This window comes from Bradyrhizobium sp. HKCCYLRH3099 (genome assembly GCF_051167855.1).
GTDB lineage: Bacteria > Pseudomonadota > Alphaproteobacteria > Rhizobiales > Xanthobacteraceae > Bradyrhizobium.
Genome location: NZ_JBNPTW010000012.1, coordinates 1 through 13,537 on the forward strand (window position 1 = coordinate 1; position 13,537 = coordinate 13,537).

Genomic DNA, 13,537 nt, shown 5'->3' on the forward strand with positions numbered 1-13,537 from the left:
CTGTTCGGCCTGCCGATCTCGCGGGTGCAGGACGTGTTCATGCCCGAGCGGGTGACGCGGGTGCCGCTGTCGTCGGCCGAGATCGCCGGCGTGCTGAACCTGCGCGGCCGCATCGTCACAGTGATCGACATGCGGGCGCGGCTCGGACTCGCCAAGGCCGATGACGGCAAGCCGCCGATGGCGGTCGGCGTCGATCTGCGCGGCGAGTCCTATGGCCTGCTGATCGATCAGATCGGCGAGGTGCTGCGGCTGCCCGAGGCCAGCCGCGAGGAGAATCCGGTCAACCTGGATCCGCGCATGGCCAAGTTCGCCGGCGGCGTGCATCGCCTCGATGGCCAGCTGATGGTGATCCTCGATGTCGATCGCGTGCTCGAACTCCTGCCGAAGGCAGCCATCGCTGCTTAGCCCGTCAACCGTCCCATAGGGGAGACACACATGAAAAGCTGCCTCGTCGTTGATGACTCGAGCGTCGTGCGCAAGATCGCACGCCGGATCCTCGAAGAACTGGGTTTCTCGGTCGTCGAGGCCGAGGACGGAGAGCAGGCGCTGCAGCTGTGCACGAACAGCCTGCCGGACGCCATCCTGCTCGATTGGAACATGCCGGTGATGGATGGCTACGACTTCCTCGGCCGGCTGCGCCGTCTGCCGGGCGGAGAAGGGCCGAAGGTGGTGTTCTGCACCACGGAGAATGACATCGATCATATCTCACGTGCGCTCAACGCCGGCGCCAACGAATACATCATGAAGCCGTTCGACAAGGAAATTGTCGCCGCCAAATTCCAGGAAGTCGGTCTTATCCAGGCACTGTCAGCTGAATCCGCCTGATCCATTTCTGCCCAGAAGAGGCCGTCCGTGAACCAGCCAGATTATGAATTCCTGCGCAAGCTGCTTCGAGACAAGTCAGGTCTCGACCTGTCTGCCGACAAGCAATATCTGATCGAGAGCCGCCTGCTTCCGCTTGCGCGCAAGGCCGGTCTCGCCAGCATCAGCGATCTCGTCCAGAAACTGAAGGACGGATCCAGCGCCCTGATCAGCCAGGTCGTCGAAGCCATGACGACCAACGAGACGTTCTTCTTCCGCGACAAGGTGCCGTTCGATCATTTCCGCGACGGAATCATGCCGGAGCTCCTGAAGGCGCGCGCCAATCGCAAGTCGATCCGGATCTGGTGCGCGGCATGCTCGACGGGCCAGGAGCCGTACTCGCTGGCGATGTCTCTCAAGGAGATGGGCGCAGCGCTCAATGGCTGGCGCGTCGAAATCATCGCCACCGATCTCTCCCAGGAGGTGTTGGAGAAATCGAAGGCGGGTCTTTATAGCCAGTTCGAGGTCCAGCGCGGTCTGCCGATCCAGCTGCTTGTCAAATATTTCAAGCAGGCCGGCGAGCTCTGGCAGATCAATTCGGACGTGCGCGGCATGGTGCAGCATCGGCAGCTCAACCTGCTGCACGACTTCTCGCAGCTCGGCACATTCGACGTCGTGTTCTGCCGCAACGTGCTGATCTATTTCGATCAGGACACGAAGATCAACATCTTCGGCCGGCTGGCTAAGCTGATGGAGCCGGATGGATTTCTCGTACTCGGTGCGGCGGAGACCGTCGTCGGCCTCACCGACGTGTTCAAGCCGCAGGCGGACCGGCGCGGCCTCTATCGTCCGAGCGGCGCCGTCGCGGCGGCGAAGGCGCCTGCACCGGGACTGCCGCGAATGGCCGGTGCCGGGACCTAGCGCGCCGTCCTGGGAGGCCAATCGGCTCCATCGGCATCGATGGTGCCCGGAGCCCTCCCGAACACCACGAGCGGATGCCCATAAGGCAGGACACAGAAGATGTCTGAAGAGAACAAAGGTACGGAGCGCGTCACTTTCAGTCGAGGCTACGATGTCTGCATCATGGGCATCGACGGAACCTGGCGACGCGACTGCCAGCTCAACGCCATTTCGGATAATGACGCGGTGCTGACGGTTGAAGGCTCGATCCAGGGACTGAACCTGAAGGAGTTCTTCCTCCTGCTGTCGTCGACCGGGCTGGCCTATCGCCGGTGCGAACTGGTTCGGGTCAACGGCGCCGAAATGGACATCCAGTTCATCAAGGGCAAGAACAAGAAGAAGCGCAGTGCTTCCTCCGGCCAGGAGGCGACTGTGGGCTGACGGATCTTGCGCCGCTCCATTGCGTCAAGGAGCGCCGGCGCAGGCGCGAAGGGACCGACGAACCGCCGAAGGTCCTGCGCAAGTCCTAAAGTCGCCGGTCGATTTTCTGGGAACCGCTTTACGGGGCTGCAGGATCGGACGTGTAGGACAATGAGGTCATTCAAAATTGTCAGGGACGACCAATGTCGGTCATGAGTTCGGAACTTGCACCTAGCCGGCCGGAGGCCGCGGAAGACGTCGAGCGGCGCGCGCTGCAGCTCCTGGTGGTCGACGACGATGCGTCGCAGAGGGCCTTGATTTCGCTGGCTGCGAAGCAGGCGGGTCATTCCGTCACGGTGGTGGCCACCTGTAACGAGGCGATCCGGGAAGTGCGCAACAAGCGCTTCGATTGTATCACGCTCGATCTGATGCTCGAGGATGGTGACGGCACCGAGGTGCTCAGGGCCATCGCCGACTCCCGCTTCGCCGGTTCCGTCATCGTGATCAGCGGCATGGACTCGGCGAGGCGAATCGCGGCCCGGCTGTTTGCCCGCTCGCTTGGCCTGGACCTGCAGAGTCTGCCGAAGCCGGTCGATCTTGCCGCGCTACGCATTTTCCTCGCCAATCTCGGCAAGACGGCGCTTGGCCTCCCTGTGGTCCATACCTGGGGCGGTGTTGCGGCCGAGGGTGTTGCCGCAAAGCATCGGTCCTGACATCCTGTATTCATGTGACGTCGGAGCGAGGCCGCTCGCTCCTGCGCAAGGCAGCCATTCATCGAGCTCGAGCTGAATCCGGGCCCGTCACGGCTGATTTGGGCGCGCCTTGTGTCAATTGTTGTGCAGAGTCCCGAGCACCGCCCGTGAGCTGGATCGACGCGACTGCGGCTGGTGTATCCAGCATGCGCGCATCCGGTCGGCTTCGGGCTCGATCCTGATCCAACGCCGTCGATGAATTTTGCACGGCAACATGCTGCGCTTCACGACGGTCTTGAGATCGTGTCCAGATCGTGGTCTCGTGATGACGATCGTCGACCTTTCGCTACTACTTGTGGGTTAGGATCATAAACCGTACAAATACGGGTGCCCAAACCACCCGACGAATATGGTATCATAAGCCGCGCTTTCATTGTTTCTTCTCTCTTTGCAAGAGCACTCTCCCATGGCCGAACAAACAACTTCCCGCGGTGAGATTTTTGTCGTCGATGACGATCCAGCCGTGCGCGACACCCTCTCGATGGTCCTGTCGGCCGGCGGGTACGAGGTGATCTGTTTCGCCGATGGCGCAGCACTGTTGGCCGTGGCGCGCAGCAGGACGCCGGCTTGTATTCTGCTCGACGTTCATATTCCCGGAAAGTCGGGTCTGGACATCCTCCGGGAACTGCATGGCGAAGACTATCCAGCGCCGATCTTCATGATCTCCGGTCAGGGCGACATCCCCATGGCCGTGAATGCGATCAAGAACGGCGCGCTGGACTTCATCGAGAAGCCGTTCCGCGGCAGTGAAATCGTGGCCCGCCTGAACGAAGCCATCGGCGCATTTGCGCGGCGGCAGAAGGAAAATGCCTCGCCGAAAATCGGCTCGCTGCACTTCCCCGGCCGCGAGCCGCTCACGCGCCGCGAGCGTGAGGTGCTGGAGCAGTTCACGGCAGGGGCCTCGAACAAGGAGGCCGGCCGGACCCTGGGCATCAGCCCGCGCACGATCGAGGATCATCGCGCCAACATCATGAAGAAGCTCGGCGCCCGTAACGCCGCCGATCTGATTCGCATCGTGATGACGGCTTCTCGCGCCAACTGAGCAGAAGCGGCTGCCCGGGCGCAGCCAGCAGGTTTCGGCGCGATCAGATCGGCCGTGTCTCAGGCCGCCTCCGTCGCGAGCGCCTTCCGGACCATCTTGGCCAGCTCGGATTTGCGGTAGGGCTTCGGCAGCAGGAGGATGCCCTCGTCGAGCCGGCCGTGATGCACGACCGCATTCTCGGTGTAGCCGGACGTGAACAGCACGGGTTGGCCCGGACGCAGCCGCTGGATCTCGCTGGCGAGCTGCCGGCCATTCATGGTTCCCGGCATGATGATGTCGGTGAACAATAGATCGAAGGGCTCCCCGGCATTGAGGATCGCGAGCGCCTCGGCTGCGTTGGCGGCTTCCAGCGTCGCATATCCAAGCGCATGAAGCTGCGCGAGAACGTAGCCGCGCACCAGCCGGTCGTCTTCGACCACAAGGATGGTTTCGTGGCCGCCCTGGACCGCTGGTGCAGCTCCCGACGGCAGCGTGACCGCGCCGTCACTGCCCGGCGGCAGATACATGCGGATCGTGGTGCCGTGCCCCTCTTCGCTGTAGATCCGGATATGCCCCGCCGACTGCTTCACGAAGCCGTACACCATCGACAGGCCGAGACCCGTTCCCTTGCCGGGCCCCTTTGACGTGAAAAACGGATTGAACACCTTGTCGATGATGCCGGCTGGGATGCCGCTGCCGCTGTCGCTGACCGCGATCATCGCATAGCGGCCGGGCCTGACGTCGTCGTAGAGGCTCGCATAGTTTTCGTCGAGATCGGCCCAGCCGGTCTCCAGGATCAGCTTGCCGCCATCGGGCATGGCGTCGCGGGCGTTGAGCGCGAGGTTGATGACGGCGGTGGCGAGCTGGTTGGGATCGACATGCGCGACGCAGGTTTCGTCCTGAAACACCGACTCGATCTCGATCTGCTCGCCGAGCGTCGGCCGCAGCAGCTTGGCCGTATCGATCATCAGCGTGTTGACGTCGATCTCGCGCGGCTGCAGCGGCTGCCGGCGTGCGAAGGCGAGCAGATGCTGGGTGAGATCCGCCCCGCGTGCGGCGGCCTCGTCGATCATCCGCGTGATCGCCGCAAGCTGCGGCTCCTTGGCGACGGCGGCAGCGAGAATCTCGATGGTGCCGGTGATCACGGTGAGGATGTTGTTGAAGTCGTGCGCGATGCCGCCGGTCAGCTGGCCGATCGCCTCCATCTTCTCGGATTGGCGGATCCGCTCTTCCGTTGCGATCTTGTCGGTGAGGTCGCGGAAGAATCCGTTGAGCACGACGCCGCTGCGGGTTTTCAGCGCCGTGACGCTCAGCTCGGCCCTGAACTCGCGGCCGTCGCGCCGTTTCACCATCACCTCGCGCCGGCGTCCGCTGCCCAGCGCGTTGGCCTGGCCCGTCATGACCAGCCGGCCGAGCGCGGCGCGCAGTTCCTCGCCTTCGCCGCCGACCGTGATCACGTCGAAGACGTCCCTGCCGATGATCTCGGCGCGTGACCAGCCGAAGATCTTTTCGGCCTGCGAGTTCCAGTTGAGAATGGCGCCCTTGTCGTCGATCTGGACGAACGCATCCAGCGCGGTCTCGACGATGTTGCGGGCGAGCTGCTCGCTTTCGCGGAGCGTTTCCTGCGCCAGCCTGCTCTCGGTCATGTCGCGCCCGATGAAGAAGTGGCGCTGCACCGGCTCTGACCAGTTCGACGTCCAGGAGAGCGTCACGACGCGGCCGTCCTTGTGGAGATAGCGGCCGTCGCTGGTACGGGTGCGCAGACCGTGGCGCGAAGCGCGCAGCTCTTCGCGCGCCCTTGCCAGATCATCGGGATGGATGAACTCGGCGCCGTTGCGTCCGACCATCTCCGTCGGCGAGTAACCGAGGATCGTTTCGACGCTCGGCGAGACCTGGACGACGGTGCCGGCGCGGTCGGTGATCAGGATGAGGTCCTGCGAGGTTTCGAAGATGCGCCGCCGCTCTTCGGTCTGCTGGCGCAGCGCCGCCTCCGTCCGGCGGCTCTCGGTGACGTCGCGCGCGATCTTGGAGGCGCCGATGATCTGTCCGTTCGGGGATTTGATCGGCGAAACGCTGAGTGAAACCTGAACCAGCTCGCCATCCTTGCGCACGCGCACCGTCTCGAAGTGCTGAATTCGCTCTCCGCGCGCCACCTTCACGAGGATATCCTGTGCCTCCGCCATGCGGTCCGGGGGCACCACGAAATCCGCCTGTCGACCGACGGCTTCTTCGGCGGAATAGCCCAGCATGGTTTCGGCCGCCGGATTCCACGCCGTGATCGTGCCATCCAGCGCCAGCGTCACGATCGCATCATTCGAGGATTGAACCGCCGCGCTATAGAGGCGTTCGCGAGCAGCGAAATGATCGCGGGCCGCCTCGGTCAGGTAGTGCTCCTGAACCTCGCGCTCGAGTTCGGCTGTCTTGGAGCGGACCTCGTCCAGGACGCGGGCGAAGGCGCGCGCCAACACGCCGGTCTCGCCGACGGCCTCCAGCGGGATCTTCACCGTCTCGCCGCGTCCGACGCCCTCGACGGCCTGGGTCAGCTGGTTGATCGGACGCGTCAGCGAGCGCGCGACCACGAAGGCGAGCGCCGCCGCGCACAGCATGGCGATCAGGCCGACCTCGATCGCGGTCTTGCGGATGGCCAGCGCGGGCGCCATGAACGCGGTGTTCGGAATGGTCTCGATCACGGCGACCCATTCCTGTCCGGCCAGCAGGGCCGGGACGAAGGCGACGCCGCCGGGACGATTGTTGTCGTCGTGCAGGATTCTGGCAAACCCTTCGGTGGTGCCGGCCGCGCTGGCGAGCGTCGGGAAGTCATCCTGCCATCGCGTCGCCCCGCCGCGTTTCGAGGCGAATTCCCGATCGGATTCGGGATGGAAGAGATAGTCACCGCGCGCATTCACGACATAGAGCTGCGAGCCGGGCCTGGCCGCGCTGCGCAGATGCGTGAACACCGGGCGCATGTCGAGATCGAGGATCAGGATGGCGAAGGGTTTGCCGTCCGGGGCGTAGATCGGCGTGCCGACGCAGAGCATCGGGACGCCGGTCCTGGGATCGGTGGTGTTGCCGTCGAGGATGACAGGCGAGAGGCGGATGCCGCCCGGCGGCAGGCTCAACGTTTCCTTGATGTAGTTACGCGCGCCTCGCGTGATCAGCTCGCTCTCGGGAACGATCCGCACGGTGCCGCCGGGACCCAGCCGGTCGACCCGGATCAGTTCGCGATAGTCGTTCTCGATTCCGACAAGACGGATCATCGCATAGGTCGACTTCGCCTGCAGCTCGGCGAAATAGCGCGCCGCCACGCGCTCACGCCATGACTGCGCCGTCAGTCCCTCGCGCGGATCGGGAACCCCGCTCTTGAGAGTCCGGATCAGCGTCGCGAGATTGGGCGAGGCGCGATAGCCGTTGATGTCGTTGCGGGCGCCGCTGACATAGTTCTCGATCTCGGTCGCCATCAGACGCGCATGCGATTCGATGCGGTCGAGCGCGCGCGGCAGCAGCGCCCGCTCCAGGCTGCGGTAGCCCAGCCAGCCGACCGCGAAGACCGCGACGGCGACCAGCAGGATCATCGCGACGGCCAGACGCGTCGTCAGCGTCATGCGCGAACGCAAGGGAGCAGCCGCGCCGGCGCCGGCTCCGCTGCCGAGCAGCGGCTCATCGCTTCCGCTCTCAGGAGTTCGGAACAGCATCGCGGCCTGGCCCTGGTGGAGCTGTCGGCTTGCCGGCCGACGCCAGACAATCGGAAACCATCGTCAACAGGGCCGCCGGCTTGAACGGCTTGGGCAGCGCGGACACGGCCCCCAGTTTGGTGGCCATCGTCAGGTAATCGGGCTCTGATGTCGCATTCGGGGTGTCGGGGCGTCCCGAGGTCATGATGATCGGAACGCTCGGCTTCCGCTTGAGGATCATGCGCATCGCTTCCAGCCCATCCATGCCCGGCATGAAGATATCGAGGATCACCAGATCGAAGTCCTCGGTGTCGAGGCGGGCGAGCGCTTTCCGGCCGTCGCTTGCGCTCGCAACGACATGGCCGTGCTGCTCGAGCACGCGCTGCATCGTCAGCTGCATGAGCGGATCGTCGTCCACGACCAGTAGCTTTGCCACGCTCCACGTCTCCCGAATGGCTGGCAGCCGGACCAATCGTCAATTGTAGAGGTTTTGCCCAATTTGCGGCGCGCCGCAAGCGCTTCGCAGCTCAAGTCACATGCAGGACAGGCCTCGGGCCGGCCGCCACAGCGCCCAAATGGGCGCTTGATGGCGGGTCCGGGGCGTATGCCCCGCATCGGTCTTTGCCTTCATTTAAGGCACTCGCGCCGTAGTTGTCCGGGCCGGACGTTTCACATTCGCTTAATTCGGTCAATGGAAAAGTCACCAAGGTTCCCGTTTTGATTGCATGGGATCAAGGACAGCCTTGGGGCGATATTCTGGGGCGCGCGATCTTGGGATGAAGTGACATGGTGCTCGATCATTTGAAAATCGGTATTCGCCTGTCTGTTGGTTTCGGTCTGCTGGTCGCGGTGGGGCTTGCGACAGCCGCCTTTGCTTACTGGGAGCTCGACATCATCTCGGCCAAGGTGCTGCGCATGGCAGACCAGTCGCAGAACGCCATGGGAGTGATCAAGATTGCTGGCGATCTGCACGCTGCCTCGCGCGCCATGCTCCGTTTCCAGATGGATCGCGATCAGGCCTCGTCCAGCGAGGCAGAGGCCCGGCTGTCCAGCGCAGCAAGCATGCTCGAGGCTACGATCCGCCGCACCGTATCGCAGGAGCGGCTGGCAGCCTATCGCCTGCTTCAGCCGGAGATCGTCTCGCTGAACGAGAAGCGCGCAACGCTCGCGGCCGCGCTGCAGGCCTACTTCACCGGCCGCGACGCCTTGTTCGCAGATGGAGATCAGCTCGCCGCCGATATCCGCAAGCTGGTCGATGCCGCGCCGGGAACGCCGCACGTCCAGGCGATCGTTGCGCTGGAGGTCGGCATCAACACGGCACGCGTCTTCGTCTGGCGGCATCTCGCCACCTCGGAGGTCAAGCCGCGCGAGGCCTTCCTTGCCGAAATCGACCAGGTGCGTTCAAGGCTCGCGGAGCTGGAGAAGCGCGATCTTGGCGATGTGCTCGGCCGCTCCCTGACAACGGTCAAAAGCGAGCTGGCGCGATATTCCGACAGCTTCGAGAAGGCGTCGAGCAATCTGCTCCGAGCCAATGCGATCTATGCCGGCGAGATTGCGCCACTCACCAAGACGGCGATCGATCGGATCGAGAAGGTCGAGACCGGCATTCGTGCAAGTTACACCGCCACCATCGCAGAGACCCTCGGGCTGATCCAAGGCTCGTCGCGGGTGCAGATCACCATCGCGCTGCTCGCTGCACTCATGGGTGCAAGCTGCGCATTCCTGATCACCCGCAGCATCGTCCGGCCGGTTCAGGTCCTGGTGGACGAAGCCGGCCGGTTGTCGGCCGGCGATACGTCGGTGGAGTTCCTGGGGGCACGGCGCGGCGATGAGATCGGCCTGCTGGCGGGCGCTGTCGCGCGATTTCGCGACAACGTGCTGTCGCAGCAAAGCGCCGCCAAGGAGGTGGCCGCGGCGGCGGAGCAGCGCGATGCCACCAATCGCAATACTGAGAACGCGGTCGAGGAGTTCCGTCGTGCGGCCGAGGGGCTGCTCGGCCGGGTCGGCGAGAATGCCGGCACGATGAAGCAGACTGCGAGCGCACTGACCGACATCGCAACGCAAGCGACCCAGCAGGCGGAGGCTGCGGCGAACGCATCGGAGCGGACCGCATCGAACGTCCAGACCGTTGCGGCGGCCGCCGAGGAGCTGGCCGGCTCCATCCACGAGATCGGGCGCCAGATCGACCGCTCCAACGCGACGGTGCGCTCCGCCAACGCGACCACCGCCCGGTCGGAGAGCGAGATCGAGGGCCTGGCGCAGGCTGCGCAGAGCATCTCCTCGGTCGTCGACCTCATCCAGGCCATTGCGGCGCAGACCAATCTGCTCGCGCTCAATGCCACGATCGAGGCGGCGCGCGCCGGCGAGGCTGGCCGCGGCTTCGCCGTGGTCGCGCAGGAGGTGAAATCACTCGCGGAGCAGACGGCCAAGGCGACGCAGGAAATCGCCCAGCACGTCCAGGGCATCCAGACCTCGACCGGCAATGCGGTGGCCTCTGTGAAGCAGGTCGGCGTTGCCATGCGCGAGATCGACGAGGTCACCACTGCGATCGCAAGTGCGGTCGAGCAGCAGGGGGCTGCGACGCGCGAGATCTCGGAGAATGTGCAGATGGCCGCGTCGGGTTCTCAGACGCTGGCCTCGAGCATTGCCACCGTGAGCGATGCGATCCGCAGGACCAATCGTTCCGCAGACCAAGTCTCGGAGTCCTCGAGCCACGTGTCCGACGCCGCCGAACGGCTGGCCGAGGAGGTGCGCAGCTTCTTCGTCAAGCTGCGTACCGGACCGCTGGATCGTCGCAAGGAAGACGATGCGAACTACCGGGGCCCGGAGCGGCGGCAGAACTACATCGCCGGCGTGACCGGCCGAAGGGTCGTGGGGTGAGTCGGAGCGCGCGAGTAGCGCAGCTCACCAATTTTGAATGAACGGGTGGTGATTTGATGTTGAGCTTCGTTTCCAATCTGAAGATTCAGACCCGGCTGCTGGCCGGATTTGGTTTGCTTTGCATGCTGCTCGCATGTGCGGTCGGCTACTCGGCCTATGCCGTATCGAACGTCTCCGAGCATTTCAGCAAGATCGTGACCCTCAGGTCGCCGGTCGCCATCAGCAGCACGCAGCTCGTCGCCGATCTGCACGCCACACTGGCTGCGCTCCGTGGTTACCTGCTCACCGGAGATCCGGAGATGAAGCAGCGGCGCGCCGCGCTCTGGCTGGAGTTCGACAAGACCATCCAGGAATTCGATCGCCTGGCCGCGGGCTTCAAAGTGGCCGAGAACAGATCGCTATGGGCGGAGGTCAAGCCGCTGATCGCCGAGTTCAGGGCGGCTCAGGACAAGGCTGAAAGCGTGGCGTTCACGGCCGATGCCTATCCGGCCACCAGGCTGCTCGGCGCGGAGGCGTCGCCGCTGATCGCGACCATGTTCGCTGAGGTCACCAAGATGATCGATGAGGAGAACGGTCTGGAGGCGACGCCTGAGCGGAAGCGTCTCCTCAAGACGATGGCCGATCTGCGCGGCAATCTCGCGGCAGCAGGCTCGCAACTCAGGCTCTATGTCGCCTCCGGCGATCCGTCCGACCGCGACAAGTTTGCCGGGCCCTACACCAATTACAAGAACGCAGTGGCGGCCATCACGGTGCAAGCCGGCCTGCTGACGGTGTCGCAGAAAGCAGCTTTCGACAAGATAGCCCGGGCGAGCGAGAGTTTCGCGCCGCTTCCCGACAAGATCTTTGCGCTCCGCCAGTCGCCGCAATGGAACGCTGCGGTATTCCTGCTGGCGACCGAGGCCGCGCCGCGCGCCAACAAGCTGCTCGAGATGCTCGACGGCAAGCGGCGGGCGGATGGAACGTTCGGCGGCGGACTCAAGACCAACCAGCAGGAGGTGCTGGTGAAGGATTCGGCCGCCGTTGCCGGACTGATCGACCAGCTCCTGTTCACCGAATGGATGCTGCTGGCGGTCGGACTTGCGTTGGCGCTGAGCACTGCGATCCTGGTGGCCCGTTCGATCACTCTGCCGATCAAGGAATTGGTGGCCGATTCCACGCGGCTGTCGGATGGCGATACGACGGTCGAATTCAAGACCGCCGCGCGCGGCGACGAGATCGGCGACGTCTCGAAGGCCGTCGCGGTTTTCCGCGACAACGTGATCGCTCAGCAGCAGGCGTCGTCCAACTATGTTCGCGAGGCCGAGGCGCGCGAGGCGATGAACCGGAACATGGAAGAGGCGGTGGAGGCCTTCCGCATCAAATCGACCGAGCTGTTGTCCGAGGTCGACGACAATGTCGGTGTGATGAGAAACACCGCGGAATCGCTGACGGGAATCGCGGGGCATGCGACCGACCAGGCCGCGTCGGCGGCGGGCGCCTCGGAGAAGACCGCCGTCAACGTGCAGACGGTCGCCTCGGCCGCGGAGCAGCTCACGAGCTCCATCGTCGAAATCGGCCGGCAGATCGAGCTGTCCAACACCACGGTGCGCAACGCCAATGCCACCACGGCGCGGTCGGAGGCCGAGATCGAGGGGCTCGCCCAGGCGGCGCAGAGCATCTCGACCGTGGTCGATCTGATTCAGGCGATCGCGGCGCAGACCAACCTTCTGGCGCTCAACGCCACCATCGAGGCGGCGCGCGCCGGCGAGGCCGGCCGCGGCTTCGCCGTGGTGGCGCAGGAGGTGAAGTCGCTGGCCGAGCAGACCGCCAAGGCGACACAGGAGATCAGTCAGCACGTTCAGGGCATCCAGAGCTCGACCAGCAACGCGGTCGCCTCGGTCAAGGAGGTGTCGACGGCCATGCGGCAGATGGCCGATGTGACCACGGCGATCGCCAGTGCCGTGGAAGAGCAGGGCGCTGCGACGCGCGAAATCTCGCACAACGTCCAGATGGCGGCCTCGGGCAGCAAGATGCTGGCGTCCAACATCTCCACCGTCAGCGCGGCCATCGAGGAGACCAGCCAATCCGCGGACAGTGTCCGAACCGCGTCCAACAACGTCTCGCGCGTGGCCGAGAGTCTCGCGGCTGAAGTCCAGGACTTCTTCGTCCGGCTCCGTCAGGGCGCGCTCGACCGGCGCGTCGGCGACGATCCGAACTATCAAGGACCGGAACGTCGTGCCAAGGCGAGCGCGAGGCACGGGAGCCGGCGAGCGGCGTAACATCGCGTTCTGCGGCCAGGCAGATGGGCAGACGGGCTATCCGCTCAGGTAGTCCGGCCAAAGGCTCCGGATGGTGGCGAGATCGCTCAGCGTTCCCGTCAGGTGCTCGCGCAGATGGACCTGTGCGGCATCGGGCTGGCCCGCCGCGATCGCGTCCACGATCTGCTGGTGATGGCGTAGGATGGTCTGCGCCTTGCCGGGCGAAGGCAGATGCAGCCGGCGCAACCGATCGATGTGGCCGCTGCGGCTGCGCACCAGGGTCCATAGCTCCTGCTTCTCGGCCGCGGCATAGAGCCGTTCATGGAAGGCATTGTCGGCGACGGTGAACGCGGCAAAATCGCCTTCGCTCGCAAAGCGGCGCTGCTGCCCGATCAGCGCGTGGAGCGCGTCGACCGGGACCAGGCTGGGCGTCAGCGCGAGCAGCCGCACGATCTCCAGTTCCAGCGCCTGTCGCAGGAATTGTGCCTGCTGCGCCTTGCCGACGTCGATCCGGCTGACCAGCGTTGCATGTTGAGGAAAAACGTCGACCAGCCCCTCCTCGGCGAGGCGCATCAGCGCGTCCCGGATCGGCGTCGAGCTCAGGCCAAATTCAGATTGCAGCGCAGCGCGCGACAGCGGCGCGCCCGGCGGCAACGCCAGCGCGAGGATCTGGTCGCGCAGCCGCTCGAACACCTGCGGTGCGGCGCGCCGGCTCGGGTCGAGCCGGTCGTGGAAAGGCGAGGCGGCAGGCGTCGCGGGCTGGGCCATGGATCAGACGTCCGGCGCGAATGTCGCAGGTGACATACCAGCGCTTGTCAGAGATGCACTAATGCATTAGTGCATCTCTGGTCCGGC

The 13,537-nt window shown here is 64.7% G+C and carries 11 protein-coding genes; 8 read left to right on the top strand and 3 right to left on the bottom strand.

Annotated features, from left to right (window positions below):
• The 6 genes from ACQR1Y_RS21635 to ACQR1Y_RS21660 form a co-directional block, all read left to right on the top strand.
• Positions 1-405 (top strand): chemotaxis protein CheW (locus ACQR1Y_RS21635; RefSeq protein WP_434878092.1); only part of this gene is annotated, 405 nt, incomplete at its 5' end.
• A gap of 30 nt (positions 406-435) precedes the next feature.
• Entirely contained in the window at positions 436-825 is a 390-nt protein-coding gene (locus tag ACQR1Y_RS21640) for a response regulator (RefSeq protein ID WP_434862037.1), read from the top strand.
• A gap of 27 nt (positions 826-852) precedes the next feature.
• Positions 853-1,722 (top strand): CheR family methyltransferase, encoded by an 870-nt coding sequence (locus tag ACQR1Y_RS21645; RefSeq protein ID WP_434862036.1) that lies wholly within the window; start codon positions 853-855, stop codon positions 1,720-1,722.
• A gap of 99 nt (positions 1,723-1,821) precedes the next feature.
• Positions 1,822-2,142: a PilZ domain-containing protein gene (locus tag ACQR1Y_RS21650; RefSeq protein ID WP_434862035.1), complete on the top strand. Its 321-nt coding sequence runs from the start codon at positions 1,822-1,824 to the stop codon at positions 2,140-2,142.
• Positions 2,143-2,324: 182 nt separating this feature from the next.
• Entirely contained in the window at positions 2,325-2,834 is a 510-nt protein-coding gene (locus tag ACQR1Y_RS21655; RefSeq protein ID WP_434862034.1) for a response regulator, read from the top strand.
• Positions 2,835-3,279: 445 nt separating this feature from the next.
• Positions 3,280-3,915, top strand: a complete 636-nt coding sequence (locus tag ACQR1Y_RS21660; protein WP_315717165.1) for a response regulator transcription factor — start codon at positions 3,280-3,282, stop codon at positions 3,913-3,915.
• Positions 3,916-3,974: 59 nt separating this feature from the next.
• On the opposite strand, the gene ACQR1Y_RS21665 is transcribed toward ACQR1Y_RS21660, so the two are convergent.
• Together ACQR1Y_RS21665 and ACQR1Y_RS21670 are read right to left on the bottom strand one after the other, a co-directional pair.
• The gene (locus tag ACQR1Y_RS21665; protein WP_434878091.1) at positions 3,975-7,586 is read right to left on the bottom strand and encodes a PAS domain S-box protein; all 3,612 of its coding nucleotides are present in this window, start codon (positions 7,584-7,586) and stop codon (positions 3,975-3,977) included.
• Entirely contained in the window at positions 7,567-8,001 is a 435-nt protein-coding gene (locus ACQR1Y_RS21670; protein ID WP_434862041.1) for a response regulator, read from the bottom strand. The genes ACQR1Y_RS21665 and ACQR1Y_RS21670 overlap by 20 nt, the downstream gene beginning before the upstream one ends.
• Positions 8,002-8,351: 350 nt before the next feature.
• Here ACQR1Y_RS21670 and ACQR1Y_RS21675 point away from each other — a divergent pair, with 350 nt between their 5' ends.
• Both ACQR1Y_RS21675 and ACQR1Y_RS21680 read left to right on the top strand, forming a co-directional pair.
• Complete coding sequence (locus ACQR1Y_RS21675; protein WP_434878090.1) at positions 8,352-10,445, top strand: methyl-accepting chemotaxis protein; 2,094 nt, start codon at positions 8,352-8,354, stop codon at positions 10,443-10,445.
• A 56-nt stretch (positions 10,446-10,501) separates the two neighbouring features.
• Entirely contained in the window at positions 10,502-12,703 is a 2,202-nt protein-coding gene (locus tag ACQR1Y_RS21680) for a HAMP domain-containing methyl-accepting chemotaxis protein (protein WP_434878089.1), read from the top strand.
• Positions 12,704-12,739: 36 nt separating this feature from the next.
• On the opposite strand, the gene ACQR1Y_RS21685 is transcribed toward ACQR1Y_RS21680, so the two are convergent.
• On the bottom strand, positions 12,740-13,450 hold the full coding sequence (locus ACQR1Y_RS21685) for a GntR family transcriptional regulator (protein ID WP_434878088.1): 711 nt from the start codon (positions 13,448-13,450) through the stop codon (positions 12,740-12,742).
• Between the last annotated feature and the right edge of the window lie 87 nt (positions 13,451-13,537).

Excerpts from the sequence above, each read along its gene's own strand:
- ACQR1Y_RS21640 (WP_434862037.1), top strand. The coding sequence starts at position 436 with ATGAAAAGCTGCCTCGTCGTTGATGACTCGAGCGTCGTGCGCAAGATC.
- ACQR1Y_RS21650 (WP_434862035.1), top strand. The coding sequence starts at position 1,822 with ATGTCTGAAGAGAACAAAGGTACGGAGCGCGTCACTTTCAGTCGAGGC.
- ACQR1Y_RS21655 (WP_434862034.1), top strand. The coding sequence starts at position 2,325 with ATGTCGGTCATGAGTTCGGAACTTGCACCTAGCCGGCCGGAGGCCGCG.
- ACQR1Y_RS21660 (WP_315717165.1), top strand. The coding sequence starts at position 3,280 with ATGGCCGAACAAACAACTTCCCGCGGTGAGATTTTTGTCGTCGATGAC.
- ACQR1Y_RS21665 (WP_434878091.1), bottom strand. The coding sequence starts at position 7,586 with ATGCTGTTCCGAACTCCTGAGAGCGGAAGCGATGAGCCGCTGCTCGGC.
- ACQR1Y_RS21675 (WP_434878090.1), top strand. The coding sequence starts at position 8,352 with ATGGTGCTCGATCATTTGAAAATCGGTATTCGCCTGTCTGTTGGTTTC.
- ACQR1Y_RS21680 (WP_434878089.1), top strand. The coding sequence starts at position 10,502 with ATGTTGAGCTTCGTTTCCAATCTGAAGATTCAGACCCGGCTGCTGGCC.
- ACQR1Y_RS21685 (WP_434878088.1), bottom strand. The coding sequence starts at position 13,450 with ATGGCCCAGCCCGCGACGCCTGCCGCCTCGCCTTTCCACGACCGGCTC.